The organism is Glaciecola sp. SC05 (assembly GCF_041380235.1).
In the GTDB taxonomy this organism is placed as follows: Bacteria; Pseudomonadota; Gammaproteobacteria; order Enterobacterales; family Alteromonadaceae; genus Glaciecola.
On sequence record NZ_JBGIYY010000013.1, the window covers coordinates 15,548 to 32,721 of the forward strand.

Annotated in this window: 14 protein-coding genes; 6 read left to right on the forward strand and 8 right to left on the reverse strand. The window is 43.1% G+C overall.

Annotated features, from left to right (window positions below; genetic code table 11):
* Positions 1-3: 3 nt before the first annotated feature.
* Genes AB9H30_RS12580 through AB9H30_RS12590 form a run of 3 tightly spaced genes read left to right on the forward strand, consistent with a single transcriptional unit; the run spans position 4 to position 4,309 of the window.
* Positions 4-1,578, forward strand: a complete 1,575-nt coding sequence (locus AB9H30_RS12580; protein WP_371195036.1) for an XrtA system polysaccharide chain length determinant — start codon at positions 4-6, stop codon at positions 1,576-1,578.
* Positions 1,575-2,606 carry an XrtA-associated tyrosine autokinase gene (locus tag AB9H30_RS12585; RefSeq protein WP_371195037.1) on the forward strand — a complete coding sequence of 344 codons (1,032 nt, stop codon included), beginning with the start codon at positions 1,575-1,577 and terminating at the stop codon, positions 2,604-2,606. Before AB9H30_RS12580 ends, AB9H30_RS12585 begins: the two co-directional genes overlap by 4 nt.
* 26 nt (positions 2,607-2,632) lie before the next feature.
* Positions 2,633-4,309: a hypothetical protein gene (locus AB9H30_RS12590; protein WP_371195039.1), complete on the forward strand. Its 1,677-nt coding sequence runs from the start codon at positions 2,633-2,635 to the stop codon at positions 4,307-4,309.
* Positions 4,310-4,391: 82 nt separating this feature from the next.
* Here AB9H30_RS12590 and AB9H30_RS12595 read toward each other — a convergent pair whose 3' ends face one another.
* Positions 4,392-5,483, reverse strand: coding sequence for an XrtA/PEP-CTERM system-associated ATPase (locus tag AB9H30_RS12595; RefSeq protein WP_371195041.1), 1,092 nt, complete (start codon positions 5,481-5,483; stop codon positions 4,392-4,394).
* 154 nt (positions 5,484-5,637) lie between these two features.
* Between AB9H30_RS12595 and AB9H30_RS12600 the strand changes: the two genes are divergently transcribed.
* Entirely contained in the window at positions 5,638-5,976 is a 339-nt protein-coding gene (locus AB9H30_RS12600; protein WP_371195043.1) for a GIY-YIG nuclease family protein, read from the forward strand.
* Here the strand turns inward: AB9H30_RS12600 and AB9H30_RS12605 are convergent.
* A complete protein-coding gene (locus AB9H30_RS12605; RefSeq protein ID WP_371195044.1) occupies positions 5,947-6,855 on the reverse strand; it encodes a DUF350 domain-containing protein in 909 nt (302 codons plus the stop codon). The two genes, AB9H30_RS12600 and AB9H30_RS12605, sit on opposite strands and share 30 nt — an antisense overlap.
* A 101-nt stretch (positions 6,856-6,956) precedes the next feature.
* Here AB9H30_RS12605 and glnE point away from each other — a divergent pair, with 101 nt between their 5' ends.
* On the forward strand, positions 6,957-9,899 hold the full coding sequence (glnE, locus tag AB9H30_RS12610; RefSeq protein ID WP_371195045.1) for a bifunctional [glutamate--ammonia ligase]-adenylyl-L-tyrosine phosphorylase/[glutamate--ammonia-ligase] adenylyltransferase: 2,943 nt from the start codon (positions 6,957-6,959) through the stop codon (positions 9,897-9,899).
* On the opposite strand, the gene AB9H30_RS12615 is transcribed toward glnE, so the two are convergent.
* The 6 genes from AB9H30_RS12615 to AB9H30_RS12640 form a co-directional block, all read right to left on the reverse strand.
* Positions 9,896-10,498, reverse strand: coding sequence for a TcpQ domain-containing protein (locus AB9H30_RS12615; RefSeq protein WP_371195046.1), 603 nt, complete (start codon positions 10,496-10,498; stop codon positions 9,896-9,898). The two genes, glnE and AB9H30_RS12615, sit on opposite strands and share 4 nt — an antisense overlap.
* 2 nt (positions 10,499-10,500) lie before the next feature.
* A complete protein-coding gene (gene lpxL / locus AB9H30_RS12620; RefSeq protein WP_371195047.1) occupies positions 10,501-11,433 on the reverse strand; it encodes an LpxL/LpxP family Kdo(2)-lipid IV(A) lauroyl/palmitoleoyl acyltransferase in 933 nt (310 codons plus the stop codon).
* Positions 11,434-11,508: 75 nt separating this feature from the next.
* On the reverse strand, positions 11,509-11,766 hold the full coding sequence (locus tag AB9H30_RS12625; protein ID WP_371195048.1) for a DUF3081 family protein: 258 nt from the start codon (positions 11,764-11,766) through the stop codon (positions 11,509-11,511).
* Positions 11,767-11,836: 70 nt separating this feature from the next.
* Positions 11,837-12,409 carry an outer membrane beta-barrel protein gene (locus tag AB9H30_RS12630; protein WP_371195049.1) on the reverse strand — a complete coding sequence of 191 codons (573 nt, stop codon included), beginning with the start codon at positions 12,407-12,409 and terminating at the stop codon, positions 11,837-11,839.
* A gap of 113 nt (positions 12,410-12,522) precedes the next feature.
* The gene (locus AB9H30_RS12635; RefSeq protein WP_371195050.1) at positions 12,523-13,707 is read right to left on the reverse strand and encodes a hypothetical protein; all 1,185 of its coding nucleotides are present in this window, start codon (positions 13,705-13,707) and stop codon (positions 12,523-12,525) included.
* 80 nt (positions 13,708-13,787) lie between these two features.
* Positions 13,788-14,576 (reverse strand): outer membrane lipoprotein-sorting protein, encoded by a 789-nt coding sequence (locus AB9H30_RS12640; RefSeq protein ID WP_371195051.1) that lies wholly within the window; start codon positions 14,574-14,576, stop codon positions 13,788-13,790.
* 238 nt (positions 14,577-14,814) lie between these two features.
* Here AB9H30_RS12640 and AB9H30_RS12645 point away from each other — a divergent pair, with 238 nt between their 5' ends.
* On the forward strand, positions 14,815-17,058 hold the full coding sequence (locus AB9H30_RS12645) for an acyl-CoA dehydrogenase (protein WP_371195052.1): 2,244 nt from the start codon (positions 14,815-14,817) through the stop codon (positions 17,056-17,058).
* Positions 17,059-17,174: the final 116 nt, after the last annotated feature.

Below are 17,174 nucleotides of genomic sequence, written 5' to 3' on the forward strand. Positions count from 1 at the left end.
TAAATGCAAGATTTACAACAAACAATCCAGCTCGTGCTGGATTATATCCGAGGGATTTGGATACGTAAGCGGTATCTTATTATTAGTTCTTGGCTTATTTGCCCGATTGGTTTTGCCTATGTGGCAAATCTTCCCGATGTATACGAATCTCGAGCTCAAGTCTTTGTTGACACGCGCTCGATGCTTGCGCCATTGCTGGTTGGTATTTCGATATATACCAATCCTGAGCAAGAAGTGCAGATGATGGCAAAAACGCTGTTGAGTCGCACCAATGTTGAAGAAATTGCTCGCGAGTCTGACTTAGACATCACGGTGACAACCGATGCGCAGTACGAAGAATTAATAGCGGGTTTAACAAGTTCCATCAAACTTCGTTCGACTGGCAGAGATAACATTTTCACTATTTCTTATGCCGCAAGACGTCCAGAACTTGCTCGTACGGTGGTTCAAGAAACACTTGACCTGTTTGTTGAAGGCTCGCTAGGCAATAATCGCCGAGATTCAGACACAGCAACTAGATTTTTGGATGAGCAGATTGCTGAGTACGAATCGCGTTTGTCAGAAGCGGAGCAACAACGTGCTGATTTTCAGCGAGAACACGCTGCGATATTGCCATTGCAAGGAACTTTTCATAGCAATCTGCAAAGCATGAACGAGCAACTTGGTCAAACGCGCTTAGCGATAAGAGAGGCGCAGCAGCAAGCCAATTCTTTGAAAGCTCGTTTAACTAGTCAACGAACCTCTTCTGATAGTTTTTCAGTTAGAGACAATGAGAATGCGCCTGTCATCACTACACGCTACGACGCCCGAATTAGGGGGCTTGAAGAGAAACTAGACGAACTGCAACTTCGATTTACTGATAAGCATCCAGACGTCATTGAGACTGGCACCTTATTGGCATCTTTACAAGAATCTCGTGACAAAGAAATACAAGCGTTCTTGAACCAAGAAGACACTGGTGAGGTACAGCTTAATCCGCTGAATCAAGAGATCACACTTGAAATAAGTAAACTCGAAGGTCAAGTCGCATCGTTACGCGTGCGTGAGGCGGATTTCGTCAGCAAAATAGGTGATTTGCAAAACAAGATTGACCTTGTTCCTCAAATTGAAGCCGAAGGCATGTCGAAAAACAGAAACTACGACATCGTAAAGCAAAAGTACGAAGAACTGCTGGCACGAAAAGAATCGGCTGATATTACCAAACGAGCTGAAGTGTCATCTGAAGACTTACAGTTTAGAATTATTCAACCGCCATTAGCGCCCCCTAGCCCAACAGGCCCAAATAGGTTTGTTTTTTATACGGGAATTCTTATTGCTGGATTTGGTGCTGGGATTGCTATTGCATTTATACTAAGTCAAGTCACCCCAGTGCTAGTGCGCGGCCAGCAGCTAACTACTATGACGGGCTTCCCGATATTAGGCGCGGTTACCCACTTGCAGCTAGATGCTATTAAAAAGCGTAACCGGATCAGAATGTTAGTGTTTATAGCATCAAGTGGTGCAATTTTATTTATGTATAGTGTTTTAGTGGTGGCCGACATCATGAATATTAATGTACTAAGTAAGGTGATGTCATGAAGAGCACAATAGAAAAAGCCTTACAGCGACAAAAAGAAGCTGAGGCTGCAAAATTAGCCGACGCCGAAGTTAAAAAGCATACCAGTACAACTGATGAAGGTGCGGAAATCCCTGATGATGCGGGACATAACTCATTAGAAAGAGCTACTGAGAAGAAGAAAAATGACGAGGTCGTATCAGCCGGAGCAGATAAACAACATAAAATTACGGATGAACCAATAGAAATCCTGGCCTCCTCTACAGAAGTCCCTAGTTCTGTAAAAAGTGACGCCGAAGACGACCCTGCAAGATATATCGAAATCGATTTAGAGAGACTCGAAAAGTTAGGTTTTGTAACATTAACTAACGCTCGCAGGCAAATTAACGAAGAATATCGTGAAATTAAGCGTAAGTTAATTCAAAATGCTTTTGGTCCATTGTCTAAAACTCTTCCTAACGCTAATATAATTATGGTTAGCAGTGCGAGGCCATCTGAAGGTAAAACATTCAGTGCAGTGAACCTGGCTCTTAGTATCGCCGCCGAACAAGACAAAACAGTTTTACTAGTTGACGCCGATGTTCTAAAGCCAAATGTACTCAGAACTTTGGATGTTGACGCAAGACAAGGACTAATGGATTACCTATTGGGAGAGACTGATAATATAAGTAATGTCATTTATCGAACAAATGTACCAAAACTGCGCATCATCCCTGCTGGTAGCTCGCATCACCTATCCACAGAGTTGTTAGCCAGCGGCATAATGAACGAGACCGTTAACGAGTTTTCTACCCGCTATAAAGACCGTGTAGTTATTATCGATACACCTCCCATTATCGGCATTAATGAATCGGCAATTCTTGCTAGCTTTGCCGGACAAGCAGTAATAGTGGTTGAAGAAGGTAAATCTAAGCTTCATGATATACAACAGTCGGTCGAAAGATTAAATCCTGATATGGCTATTGGCTTTTTGGTTAATAAGTCGATCGCAAACTCAGAAACGGGTGGTTATTATGGTTATAGCTACTATGGTTCAGAAAGAGATGATTAGGTAATGAAGCAGCCAAGGAAATCGGCATGAGGGCGTTTTTAAACATAAGCTTACTGACTCTTTTGTTAGTAATGTCTTCAAGAGGTATATCTGGTGAGGTTAATATAAGCGGCGGAGTAGCACTAGAATATACACTGCAAGCTATTGATGACAAGACACAAAATACTGAGCTTGATTCAAATAATCTTATTTTAAGACCGTTTGTCGCTTTTTCATATGAGTCGAGGGACTTGGGTATACTAGCAACAGCTACTCATAACAACGTCAGACGCTCTCTAGAATCAGAGGAAGTGGTTAATAACTATACTGATTATAATTATTTTGCGAGATACCAAGTTGTTCGTAATCTGCTGAGTGCATCTGTAAATGGCTCTCAAAACTTTCGTTCTCAAGCAGCGAATTCTTTTTTGGTCGATAACTTTTTATTAAATGCTGATAACCTTAGAAAAAACACAATTAATGGTGCTGCACTAAACTTAAATCTTCCTACAGGAAGACTCTTTGGCATAAATGCGCAGGTCGCTGCAAACAAAATAGTTTCTGAAAATGAAGTGATATTACAGTCATTAGATATTGACGAACAAAACTTCGTATCCAATAGTTATAATGGCACTGTTCGAATCGAAGGTGGTAGAGATTTGCGGCCATTCATATATGATGTTGATGCTTCATTTAGAGTTACCGATAGAGAAAATCAACAAGATTTCGAAAGTCAAATATTAGATCTAATGCTAGGTAGCACTATCAGTTCAAACACAAGTATACGTCTATTGGGCTATTACGAAAATAATGACATCACCAACGATGTAATCGGGTCTGACAGACAAAATGATACACTTCGTGAGTTTTATTCCTATGGCATCGGCCTCGCTTGGCAACCATCTAACAGTCGCTTTATTGAGGTGGGACTAAATCGTTCAACTACTGTAGGACGCGCTGGTGAAGATGATGTAGAAGATGATTACTTGAGTCTAGACATGCAATGGAGTTTTTCATCTCGTACCAGTTTTAACGCAAACTACTCTCGAAGATTCTTTGGGGAATCAGGTAGTTTGCGATTTTCACATAATTTACGTAACTGGCGAAACAGTATTTCTTATTCTGAAAATTTAGCCACTAATTCTCAATTGCTGCTCAGCCAAGAAGATGGTTTACTTATATGCGCTAATGGTAGCACTGAGTTAGCTGACTGTAGACTTTCAGACGGACTTGACCAATCAAACCTTGGTCCGGGTGAAGTCCTCGTTCCATTTGTTACAGATGGATTTGAACTAAATGACCGAGTTATATTACGTAAAGCAATTACTGCACAATCGTCTGTAGATATGCGTCGCACAACCTTAAGCGCTTCGTTGTCCCACAGCACGAATGAAGAAGTTGAAATAGCAAGAACTATAGAAACGCTTGCAGGCAGAATCGGGGCTGCTTTACGATTAAGCTCTAGGTCTACTCTTTCTGCTTCAATTTCATATTCGGATATAGAACGTATGTTTGAAGGCAATATAGAAGCGTCTGTCGTTAAGCAGGCTAACCTTGAGCTAGAACGCCGATTTACTCGCCGCTTATTTGGGTCTATTGGCTATAATTATCTAGACAGAGCTGGTGACAATATTCAAACTGGCGGAGTGGCTGGAATAAATGGGCCACTTACCGACAATAGAATTACCTTACAAATACGCTACGAGTACGACAGTAATCGTTAACGCTATACCGAAAAAAAACACCAACAAAAAACCCCGAAAGCCAACCAGCTTCCGGGGCTTTTAATTTTGGGTTTAATAAAACCTAATCCTTATCCTTTAATCTTACATAAGCCTGATATTTCTGCTTCAACATTTTATCGATGTATTGTGTCAGCTTAATCTTATGTTTTATAGCGTCGTCTAATGCGTCTACCAGCTCACCCAGCATCTCTTTATAATAGGTCGCATCTTGAATTTTATTGCCGTTAGGTGTTAAAAATTCAGTCTCTGGCTTATTCGAGCTTGGCAGTGGGCTTGGATTAACCACGTGCTGCACTGGCTCTTGAGTGGGCTCTGGTTGCTCTACAAACTCAGGTTTAGACTCAAACATCTCAGCCCTAACTTCTTCAATGACTTGACTTGCTGCTTCGAGCTCAAAGTTTTCAAGCTCCTCTAGATATCCATATAGTAAAATGCGGTCCATTAAGGTATTTACCTTGCGAGGCACGCCGTTAGTAAACTGATAAATAGCATCGTATGCTTCGGAAGAAATAAGTGACTCTTTGTCGTAACCTGCATGGTGCAGTCTGTGCTCAATATATTCACGCATTTCATCTGAACTTAGCGGCGTTAAGTGGCATGATGCCACAATACGCTGTCTGAACTGCTCCATGTTGGGAGCGCGTAATATTGGCTGCAATTCGGCTTGCCCTAGTAAAAAGCTTTGCAACAATGGCTTTCCGTTAAGTTGAAAGTTAGAAAGCATTCTAAGCTCTTCTATAGTCTCTAATGGCAAGTTTTGTGCTTCATCAACTAATAGCAAAGCACGTCTGCCACTAGCATTTAGCTGCTGCAAAAAGGTTTGAATACTTTCAAGCAAATCAGATTTTGAGCGCCCTTCCGCAGGAAGGTTGAATTTAGACGCAACCATTTTAACAAGCTCGTCGGGCGAGAGCTTAGGAGTTACAATTTGCGCTGCGTAAATGTCTTCTTCGATATTATTTAAAAGACTATTCGCAATGGTTGTTTTGCCGGTACCGATGTCGCCGGTGATCACAATAAAACCCTCAGCCTGTGAGAGTCCATATTGCAAATAAGACATGGCCCGTTTGTGCAATTTACTTGCAAAGAAAAATTCAGGGTCAGGAGTGAGCTGAAATGGCTTTGAATTAAGCCCGTAGTAACTTTCGTACATGATATATTTCCACTAGATGCGAACTGCGCGTTTTTCCATTAACTTGCTACCCGTAACTATACATGATTTGCACAAACAAAGGGTAAATTCTGATATTTTTGGATTGCCTTGGTATTATACTGTTGATTCAAATACAACAGGGTTAAATATAGCATTGAGCGCACAAACTGCAGTAATACCTTGGTATTTGTACATCATAAAAACCGCCAGTGGCTCACTTTATACCGGTATTACTGTCGATGTGCTGCGCCGCTTTGAAGAACACAGCTCACAATCCACCAAAACCGCTAAAGCCTTGCGCGGCAAGGGCCCGTTTTCCCTCGCGTACTGCGTGCAGCTTACTAGCCACAGCGATGCCCTCAAAGCTGAACTATGGATAAAAAAGCAAAGCCGCGCAAATAAGCTAAAAATGATAGGCGATGAACAGCCCTTACCTTTTGAGCACAAGCGTATTACCTTACCTCTACCCGAACACAAAGATATTACTGAATAACAAGGCAATACCAATCGCTAACACCGCCTCAATACTGGCAATGCCGATATTGTGTTGCAAAGAAACTTCGGAGCGCCACTGCACGCCAGCTAACACTACGCGCTTGCATATAGACGTAAGCATCATTAGCACAATCGCCATGCATATGCCCACAAACAGCCAGCCGGTTACATTAGTTACATAAGCTTCGGGTTCATAGGCGAGCACTTTACTGGTGGCCGATACGGCAATCGCAATACCAATTAAATTCCCGCTGTGCTGGATGGCCAAGGCAATTTGCCCTTTACATAAGGTTTTTTGAAACGAGCTGTTTTGGTTTTTTTCGGCAAAGCGGTACTCATAAATACGAGTAGCAATTAGCAATACCGCCAATACGACGATGGCGCCGGTCACAATGGCGACAAAGGCATGCAGGTCATTGCCGTCTGCCCACTCGATAATACTTTTGGTAATAATTGCCGAAGCAATTGCACTTGCAGCATCTACCAAGCCTACTGAGACGTTTTTTTCGCCTATCATTTCGTCTTTATCAAGCTGATTTAACACTAGCTTGTCATGCGCAAAGCGACCAATTCGCACCAACACAATGCCCAAAGCGCCAAAGGTCAGCATGCTTAGTGCTGCCACATCATAACCTAAGCCAACGTGTCTACCCACCACAGCCGAGAGCACAATAGTCAGAGCAATCATCCGCCCTGCGACACTCACGCCAAATGCAAAGTTGTCGCGCTCACCTAACTCATGATTAACATCTACTTTATTTAATACGCCCGAAAGCCACCTAATGGCGAATAACAGGGCAATGGCGATACTTAAATCAATAGCGATATAAATGGGCAATTCTGAAGACAAGGGTATTACATTAACAAGCTGTTCCATATCCACCTTTTAAAACATCAGTTTACGAACTGGGCATACTACCTATAATATGTTGTGCACAACAATTACGCAAAGACTAAGGCAACAGGCATGACCCTTTCATGACATCAACGCATTTGGCAACAACATCTGAAGCTGAGCTTGCAAAAGACGCACTCATCAAAGTCTATTCCCAAATTATCGCTGACAGCTCAGATAAAACGGAATTGACCATGCCAAGCCTGCCCGCTGAATTACTGCTCTTGCTCGAGCGTGTGCTGCCATTGAGTGATTTCGTGTGCCGCGTCATCCAGCAGTTTCCCCATCCCATGTATGAACTGTTTGTGAAGATTACGCACGATATATCCTTGCCTAAATTAAAAGATTATCACAATGAACTGAGTCAAGCCCTCGACGGCTGCAGCAACGAGCATGATTTTCATAGAGTGCTGCGCAGTTTTCGACAAGTTGAAATGGCTTGCGTCGCGGTTTTCGATTTACTAAAAATACAAGCAATAAAAGCCTCAATGGCGAGTGTTTCAGCGATTGCTGACGCTATTATCGAACTGGCATATTTATGGATTTACGACCAACAATGCATTAAATACGGCACTCCCGAACGTCATCAGCACATGCAAATTATGGCAATGGGCAAGCTCGGTGGCGGCGAGCTTAACTTTTCATCTGATATCGATATGATATTCGCGTATCCAACAAGCGGTGAGACTCGCGGCGCTAAAAGAACCATCGAGCATCAAGCCTTCTTTACCAAAGCGGCACAAAAGCTTATTCATGCCTTAGACTTTATTACCGAACATGGGCGCTGCTACCGCGTGGATATGCGCTTGCGCCCGATGGGTGACTCTGGGCCATTGGTCATGCCTTACAACGCCATTGAGAGCTATTACCAAGAGCAGGGCCGCGCATGGGAACGCTACGCGATGCAAAAAATGCGTATCATCAATGTCAACAGCGACACCCATGCTTTGTATAAACTGATCAAGCCATTTGTATATCGAAAGTACATCGACTTTACGACCTTAGATGCGATTCGTGAGATGAAAGTGCTGATTGAAAAGGAAGTGCATCGCCGCCAACTTTCGCAAAACATTAAACTAGGGCAAGGCGGTATCCGTGAGGTAGAATTTTTTGTGCAAGCCCTGCAGTTAATCCACGCTGGCAGAGAGCCGCGCTGCAAACAAGTCAGTACGCTTAAAGCATTAGACGCTTTACATGCTTATGAGTTTATTAGCCAAAGTGTCTATGATGATTTAAAAGACAGCTATTTGTATTTACGAAAAATCGAACACTACCTGCAAATATTTGACGATGAGCAAACCCAAATATTGCCCCAAGATCCCCTGAACCAAACACGACTCACCAGCCTTTTAGGCTTTGATTCTTATCCGCAATGTTTAGTATCAATCGATGCCTGCATGGCTAAAATTAACATGCATTTTCGCACCATTGTAAAAGATGCAAACCAAGCAGATGAAGACGATAGCGCGCAGTCTGAAGAACTCTCGACTTACGCTGACGTGTGGAATTTAAACCTTGATGAACAAGAAGTGGCAAGCCTGTTAAGCAACAAACTTTCAGCGCCACACAGCAGCATCTTATTTAAACATTTACAGAGCTTTAAGCAAAAACTACAGAGTGCCTCGGTGAGTGAGCGTGGCATGCGCTCGATTAATCGATTGATGCCATTGCTCCTTAGCGAGTTACATATGAAGGATATGACACTCGATCAGCGTCAAATCGAAGGCATATTTGGCATTTTGCTGACCATTACCGGTCGCATCACCTATATTGATTTACTGCTTGAAAACCCTAGCGTTCGCCAACGTTTAAACTCACTTTGTCGGAAAAGTTTATGGGTGGCCCAAGAAATTTCACAACACCCAATGCTGCTCGATGAACTCTTGCATCCGGTATATCTGAAAGCAGATGGCCTGTCCCTAGCTCAGTGGAAATCACTTTGTGCTGAAGAACTAAAACAATACATGCTCAGAGTAGAGCCTGATGACATCGAAGCAGTAATGGACACCTTAAGGCAGTTCAAGAATGCCTACCAACTGCGCATTGCGGCAGCAGACATATCTGGCACAATCGCCATCAACCAGGTAAGCGATAAATTGACCCTGCTTGGTGAAGTTATTTTAGCTGAAGTCGTAGAACAAGCATGGCGACAAGTCACATTAAAACATGGTGTTCCACAAGATAAGTCTCATGTGGATAAAGGCTTTGGTATTGTTGGCTACGGCAAGTTTGGCGGCATCGAATTGAGCTATGGCTCTGATCTCGATATTGTGTGTTTATATGACGCCACAAAAGATGGCCACACCGACTCTAGCGGCGCAAGAGACCCTATTAGCCACCAAGAATTTTATATTAAATTAGTCCAAAAAATCATTCATTACTGCATCACCAAAACCTATCATGGTGAGCTGTACGATATCGATTTACGCCTGCGTCCTTCGGGCAATTCTGGTCTTTTAATTACGCATATTAACTCTTTCGCCGATTACGAATTAAGCACTGCTTGGACCTGGGAACACCAAGCATTGGTGCGCGGACGTTTAGTGATAGGTACCCAGAGTTTTGCTGAAGCATTCGAAAAGATAAGGGTCCAGACGCTTTGCTTAGCTCGCGATTCGAACAAGCTGCTCGAAGACGTATCGCAAATGCGAGAGAAAATGCGGGCACATCTTAACGCCAGCAACGACGCTCAAATCGACATTAAACAGTGTGAGGGCGGCATCGTAGATATTGAATTTATGGTGCAGTTTTGGGTGTTGAATTTTGCCTCAGACTATCCAGGATTGGCTCGGTGGTCTGATAATTTGCGAATACTTGACGTTTGCGCCGATATTAATGTGATTGACACTAAAAGCGCAAAGGCTCTGCAGGAGCATTATTTATGGCTGCGTCATCTAGCTCATCGTCTTCAGCTTTCTGGCCGCCTATTGGCTCAACCATCAGAAAAATTAGACGAAACGCGGCAATTAGTGAGTTACTTATATAAGAGTATATTTGCTGCGGGCGCGAGTGAAAACAAGCCCTAGTACTGGCTAACAATCATGCAGGTATTTTGCAAGACCTCGTCGTTTTGGTCAGTTAATACCAACACACGCTGTTTGTCGCAATAATAAACTTCAACGGTATTCACAAAGTTGGCGTCGATTGCACCGGCCAGTTCTTTTAACATGCCGCTGACGGTGTTTTCAGATGAAAAGCGATGGCGAACAATAAAGTCTTGGTTTAGGTTCCAAATAAGCTGCATTCCTTCTGCCGAAACGTAGCTATCTGCATTGGTCATTAAGGTGCTTTCTTTCGCAAAGGAGCGTGCCTTGTAGCTACCTTCCCAGTTAAAGTCTTCGTTGTCGTTCATGGGTGGGCGGTTTAGGGCGCTTAACTGCTCTGATAAAGGCGCACTTGGTGGCTCGAGAGGAATAACAAAATCGCCGTATTTTTCTTCAATTTTATCACTAGACACTAAGCTGAATTCTTCATAGAAGTCGGCCATATTCGATTGAATGGACTTTTTCTCTACTGGATTTCCTTGGTCATCAAAGGCAGCTTGCTGCGGCATAAAAATGATAAAAGCGGCAGCTGCAATAATCACCAACAACATGACTATAATACGTTTTAACCAAAAGCTCATATTTACTCATATAATGATTGCGGCGACGATTTAGGTCGCGTTTTAAACCTTTTGTGCATCCACAGGTAACTTTCCGGTTGTTCTTTAATAATATCCAATAGATCTTGGTTTAACTTTGTTAATGCACGCTCAGGACTTTTATCGGCCAAATACTCAATTACTGGATAGCATTTAATTTTATACCCTGTTGCGGTGTATTGAGACGATATTAAAAATGGTAAGCAATTGCCACGCTGGGCAAACATAAGGGTCGCCGAAGTAGTAGCCGTTTGCTCTACGCCACCAAAAGGCACGAAAATGCTTTGCGATGCACCATAGTCTTGGTCGGGCAAATACAAACATAACTCAGCACTGTTGAGTGCTTCAATAAGCGCCTTTGCATTCCGTTTATGGATCATGTACTTATTGGCTCGATTGCGTCCGTGGTATTGAAAATAATCCATCAGTGGATTGTTGTGCTTTCGGTAAAACGCGATGCTTGGGTGAAAATAACCGATGCCTCTGCAGGCAAATTCTAAATTAACATTATGCAAGGCCAAGCCAAATGCGCCTTTGCCTTGTTTAAGAATCGCTTCAATATGCTCATAGCCTTCAATAGTAAGGTGCTTTTTTATGCGCCAATCAGGCCACCACCAACCCATCGCGGTTTCAAATAAAGCCATGCCGGTGCGTTCAACATTGGCGTTAAACACTCGTTCAATTTCAGCGTCTGACCAGTCAGGGAAAGTTAACTTGAGGTTTTTTCTAGCAATAGCCACACGTTTTGGTGCGATGCGCGATAGCAAACGTCCAAAGCCTTTGCCGAGCATCAAGATCAGTCTAAAAGGTAGCCACGTGATCAAATACAAAATAGCAGCACCCAACCATATGCCCCAATAGTTGGGCATCAAAAATTTGGCTTTAAATACGGGCGCTACAATGGAGTGTTTAGACAAGGTATTCGCTTGAAATGTAGGTTGAATGTGCTTGCAAGTTTACCATCAAGTGATGTACCTGCAAGCAATCAATGCCTAATAGCTTTGGTCGATGTGTTTGAGCTTTTTTTCGAATGCCTCGTAATGGCTGTTCGATTCATAGTCAAAAGTATACTGATTATGAAAGCCAAAACGAAGTTTTACCAAGGCATCTTCGATATACAAGGTGTAGCCATCAAAGTCTGTAAAAGCTTTGATTCCCTCAAGAAAATATTCATCATTTTCTTTTTTTCCGTGTTGGCGTATTTTTTCAAAAATCCGTAACAAAAATTTACTGTCTAGTTCGTTTTTCAAAGAAGCTCCCGACACTTTATTTGTTAGAAAACAAGCATTAGCGCATTCGACACTCGCCAGTCAACTGTGTTTAGAAGTTAAGCCTGACACCCACATAGGCTGCCGTGGCAGTATAATCCTGTTCGCCTTTGATGTATTCAACTTCAAAACGCAACATAGTAGAGTGATGAATATAGAAATCAAAACCGACACCAAAAACACCCGCAAGCAGGCTGTTGTCAACGCTGCAAATTGCCGGGCCGACAGACGCAACTGCAGGGTCGCCTGGGCAAGTAAGATTGCTAATACTTTGTACATTGGCATCGACTCTCATCATGCCAAGCCGATAAAACAGTTCGCCATATTGGCCTCTTGCTTTACCCAAGGCCGCCAAATATAGGCCTGAAAACTCAGCAACATCAGAGTCAGCAGTCGCAAACTGATCGCTAGCATTTAGCTCACCAAGTCCTTGAAATCCTGCCTCAAGGTACCATTGCGGAGTAAGCTCGTAGCCAATTCCTAATTTGTAACTGGCTTTATCTAACTCAAAATCTTGCACTTCGTTTTGTACGTAGCCTGCAGATAAAATACCGTAAAAATTCCGCTCTGCATGGGCTGAAAAACTAAGTAAACACAATATAACGATGGCAAACTGACGATTCATGTATTATCTCTTTGTTGTTAAATTTGCAGTAGATGCTTACTACAAATATTGGTAAGTGTAACAGAACTAAACATTGTGATTAAGGCCCAGACCCAAGGCTAACCAATAAAGGCCTAAAAGAAATATTCTAGTTGTAAACTCACGTGATCGTCACGACGAATCGCAAAGTTTGAATCCATTGGATCATCACTAGAAAAGAAATACGCATTGACCTCTAATCGCCACTGTTGATTAAGTCGTGTTGAAGCTTCAATAAACGCTGAATAGCTGCTCGATTCATCTAAATCCTGTACGAAGCCAAATAAGAACTCCGAGCCCGAGAAATCATTTAACTGCAAACGAGCCCCTACCATTAAATCGTTTTGACCAAATACTAGCGGATCGGTGTCGCGTTCATCAAATTGGTATTCCATCAACACACCCAAATCATAGCCGCTTTGTGCAAAATTAACCAAGGTATGCTCGAAACCAGCAACATAGGCTGTAAAATCTTCGACAAGCGTACTGCCGTGAATAGCTTCAAGTTTTAATAGCCATGAGCCATGCACATACAAAGCGTCAATACTGCCTTGCTGCAGTAGGTTATATTTTGGCAACAAAGACACCTGCCCTTGCTCATCTATATTAACGACAACTTCAGGCAAGCGTGATGTGCCGTCAAAATACGCGACGCCTAGCTCCAAATTCCCTAATGTTTGCTGCCAGCGCAGGGCAAAATCGACATTGGTATCTTCGTTATCAGACTCGTAAACCGCGTTATCAACATCAATTGGCAACACTCCGCGCAAACGGCCGTCTTGACCGGGAAAGGTTCGTTCTCTGAAATAAGGCATGACATACAGAGTGATGGTGCCGGTGTCTAGAAGGTAGCGCACGTCGAGCATGGGTTGACCAAGCTTATCTTCGCCATCAATGGACTCAATAAAATCGGTCTGATTGATAATGTCGACTAAATGCAGAGACTCTGTTTGCCCCCAAAATACCTTGCCAATCCCAGCGCGAATTTCCCAGCTATCGAAATAATGCGCGTATATGGCTTCGCGAATATCAAAATGAGTGCGCTCGTCATCACGCTGGTCGGCGCGAGCAAAGCCTTCAATAGCAAAAAAGCCATTATCGCCAAGGGAGCTTTCAAAGCGCGGTTCAAACGCGATAGAAGCTTGGCTATTGGTTTGATGGGCATAGGCTGCATCTTCTAAGAACACACGCTGTTGTAAACTTATATTCCCAGAAAACTCTGCATATGCAGAGCTACTAAAGGCGAAATACATGAGCGCTAGAGAAATCGGTTTACGCATTCTTTGTCCTTTCATTCCTATTGTGGTTAACGCTATTGCAGAGGTCTATGCTGCAAGTGATTGCAACTCCTCTACTTTTTTTATTTAGCACGACGTAAGGCATTTTTATCAAAGTCTTTTTCATCCAAGCCTTCTTTAAAGCCAATATCTTTTACTAACAAGGTAGTACTTTTACCCGTTTGAAAGTTATCCATATCTGAGCGACCTGCGCGCCAGTATTTGCCTTCATACTGCTGATAATCGTCCATCGTCAAGATTTTTAATAAGGCATCTTTACGATCAAAAAACTCTATTTTATGGGCTCGGTAATGTTCTTTATCTACCCATACGACTTGCCTAGTATAGCCTGAGTATTCGTCAGTAGGCCGTTGCTCGACAACATATGAATCCATACCTTTATAAGTTTCATCACGTAAATAGTTAAACTCAAATTTTTCAACCTCAAAAGAGGTCATATCTTCAAAGGCAAACTCACTGCCCATAAATGGACCTGATTTGTTTCTTGTGGCAATGCGCTTTACTCGCTTAACTGCGGGTAAAAATATCCACTGATCATCTGGGCCAACAATATTCGAAAAACTTAAAAAAGCAGTTCCCGCAATGTCTCTGGGCTCGTCAAAAATGGTCAGGGCTTTGTCGCCGTTGTCTTCTATTTCGAGAGTTTTAATTCGGATTTCGCGCACCGATTCTCTGCCATCAGGGCTTCGCAAAATCATTTGCATGTCTGCTCTGGTATCAATCCAGCCCTCATCACGCTTTTTCATCTCTTTGGCAATTTCGAGACCTTTTTCTGGACTCGCCAAAGCATTAAGCGAACAAATCGTCAAAAATACTGTGAGCCAGCATAAAAACCGTCGGTTTAATGACATAAATAACCCTCTTGTAAACATAAACACTGCAAAAGTTCTATTATGCAAAATGACTGCCACTTTGATAGTCGCTTTGTCTCAATCAAGTAATACACAAGTATAGAAGGTTATACCCCAAACTGAAATGTAAAGGTTACTTTCAATGGCTAATTTTTAATCATCACAAATTTTTGACCTTTGTCAGGATTTGTAGTTTAATGCGTAAATCCAACTGGTCAGATGAGCGGACAAGATAATCATGAGTATAAGAACAAGCCTTAAAAAAGTATTACCTCCTATTTCAATTACAGAGCAGGAAGCACTCGACGCAGGCGACGTTTGGATTGAATCGTCGATTTATCAGGGCAAGCCTGACATGCATGCATTGCGTCAGCTTCCCCAATCTACCCTGAGTGCTGATGAACAGGCCTTTTTAGATGGCCCAGTGCAAACTCTGCTTGAAATGATCGATGACTTTGAGCTGCAGAATGCAAAGCATATTCCTAAAGAGGTTTTAGATTTCTTGGGCAAAGAGAAGTTTTTCTCTATGATCATTCCGAAGAAATTTGGTGGCTTAGAGTTTACACCTTATGCAAACTCTACCATTGTTGCCACTATCGCGGCTAAAAGCGGATCCATCGCCGTAACCGTGATGGTGCCAAACAGTTTAGGTCCAGGCGAGCTATTAATGCACTTTGGCACCGAAGCTCAGCAAAATTATTGGTTGCCGCGTTTATCGATAGGTCAAGACATTCCCTGTTTTGCCCTTACCAGCCCAGAGGCTGGCTCAGACGCAGGTTCAATTCCAGATGCAGCGATCGTGACCAAAGGCATGTGGGAAGGCGAAGAAGTCGTTGGCTTAAGTGTCACTTGGGACAAACGATATATTACCTTAGCACCTATCGCTACCGTACTTGGCTTAGCGTTTAAAGTGTTTGACCCTGAGCAGCTTTTAGGTAACACCTTAGAATTAGGGATCACCTGTGCCCTTCTGCCTAAATCACACCCTGGCGTAGAGCTTGGCAATCGCCATGACCCAATGGGGATGAGTTTTTACAACGGCACCACCCGCGGCAATGACGTGTTTATTCCAATGGACTTCATCATTGGTGGCCAGAAGAACATCGGTAAAGGCTGGCAGATGCTAGTAGCCTGCTTAGGTGCTGGTCGGGGCATTTCACTTCCAGCAATGGGCGTAGCCACCGCACAATCTGCATTTAAATCGACCGCTGAATATTCGTTCGTGCGCGAGCAGTTTGGCGTGCCAATTGGTCGCTTTGAAGGCATTCAAGAAAAGATGGCTGATATTGCCGGAAAAACCTTTTTGCTAGAAGCTATGCGTGTACTCACCACCGAAGGCCTAGGCGAAGGCATTAAGCCGTCGGTCGTGACCGCGATTGCTAAATACCATATGACCGAATTAGGTCGTGATGTTATGAATTCAGCAATGGACGTGCAAGCAGGTAAAGCGATACAGCGCGGAAAGCAAAATACACTTGCAAATGGCTACAGTGCATTACCCATTGCGATTACGGTTGAAGGTGCAAACATTTTAACCCGCAACCTGATGATTTTTGGTCAGGGCGCCATGCGCTGTCACCCGCATCTTAAAGAAATGGTAGATTTAATCCATAGCAATGACAGCAGCGCTGATTCAGCATTTAATAAAGTACTAGCAAAAACCGTTAAATTTAGTGTGAAGAACGCATTTCGCAGCACGGTAAATAGCTATGCACCGTTTTTGCGTAACGCCGGCTCTAGCTTGCCAGCAGTGCGCCCCTATGAAAAACGCTTAAATGCGCTATCTGCGAAACTTGCACCCTTGGCAGATTTTTCGTTACTGGTTTTAGGCGGTGATTTGAAAAAGGCAGAGCTATTATCTGCTCGCTTAGGCGATGTGATTAGTTATGTTTATGCAGCGATGGCAGCCATTCGTTTTTATGAGCAGCGCGTTGAAGATCGTAAGCAAGCCCTTCCGTACTTTCAATATGCGATGGAATGGTCACTGCAGCAGGGTGAGCAAGCAATTGTGAACTTCGTGAATAACTTTCCGAACGCGCCCACTCGCTATTTGATGCGCTTTTTAACCAATACCTATACATCATCGGTAAGCGGTATTAGTGACGATTTAGTTAGGGAGCTTTCGACTGCAGCTATGCAAGACACTAGCATTAAGGCGCAGCTAAGCCACTTGGTAGTGTCGATTCCGGGTGACGGCAACGATATCAACGAGCAAGCATTTAAAGCAAAACATGCCGCTATGCCCTTGTTGTCAAAAGTGCAAAAAGCCTTGCGCAACACGCCAGTAATTCCGTTTATTTCGTTTGAAAACGCGGTGAACAAATTACTAGCAGCAGGCGATTTAACGCAAGCCGAAACCAACACTCTGCTTGAGTACAATGAAAAGCGCAAGCTGGCCGTTAGGGTCGATGAGTTCACCTTTGATATGGTGGATGTAAATGATCTTGAAACTGGACATTCTTCAGAGGCGAATGCGGCTTAATCATTAAGGCAAATATTGAAGCAGTGCTTTATACTGCTTCAATTCGCTAATTATTGTAGTCATTTGAAAAGCACTTATTTATTAGGTGCTTTTTTTATGTCCTAGTTAACGCTCAT

Bases quoted from the DNA above. Each gene is read 5' to 3' on its own strand.
- AB9H30_RS12580 (WP_371195036.1), top strand. From the start codon at position 4: ATGCAAGATTTACAACAAACAATCCAGCTCGTGCTGGATTATATCCGA.
- AB9H30_RS12585 (WP_371195037.1), top strand. From the start codon at position 1,575: ATGAAGAGCACAATAGAAAAAGCCTTACAGCGACAAAAAGAAGCTGAG.
- AB9H30_RS12590 (WP_371195039.1), top strand. From the start codon at position 2,633: ATGAGGGCGTTTTTAAACATAAGCTTACTGACTCTTTTGTTAGTAATG.
- AB9H30_RS12595 (WP_371195041.1), bottom strand. From the start codon at position 5,483: ATGTACGAAAGTTACTACGGGCTTAATTCAAAGCCATTTCAGCTCACT.
- AB9H30_RS12605 (WP_371195044.1), bottom strand. From the start codon at position 6,855: ATGGAACAGCTTGTTAATGTAATACCCTTGTCTTCAGAATTGCCCATT.
- glnE (WP_371195045.1), top strand. From the start codon at position 6,957: ATGACATCAACGCATTTGGCAACAACATCTGAAGCTGAGCTTGCAAAA.
- AB9H30_RS12615 (WP_371195046.1), bottom strand. From the start codon at position 10,498: ATGAGCTTTTGGTTAAAACGTATTATAGTCATGTTGTTGGTGATTATT.
- AB9H30_RS12630 (WP_371195049.1), bottom strand. From the start codon at position 12,409: ATGAATCGTCAGTTTGCCATCGTTATATTGTGTTTACTTAGTTTTTCA.
- AB9H30_RS12635 (WP_371195050.1), bottom strand. From the start codon at position 13,707: ATGCGTAAACCGATTTCTCTAGCGCTCATGTATTTCGCCTTTAGTAGC.
- AB9H30_RS12640 (WP_371195051.1), bottom strand. From the start codon at position 14,576: ATGTCATTAAACCGACGGTTTTTATGCTGGCTCACAGTATTTTTGACG.
- AB9H30_RS12645 (WP_371195052.1), top strand. From the start codon at position 14,815: ATGAGTATAAGAACAAGCCTTAAAAAAGTATTACCTCCTATTTCAATT.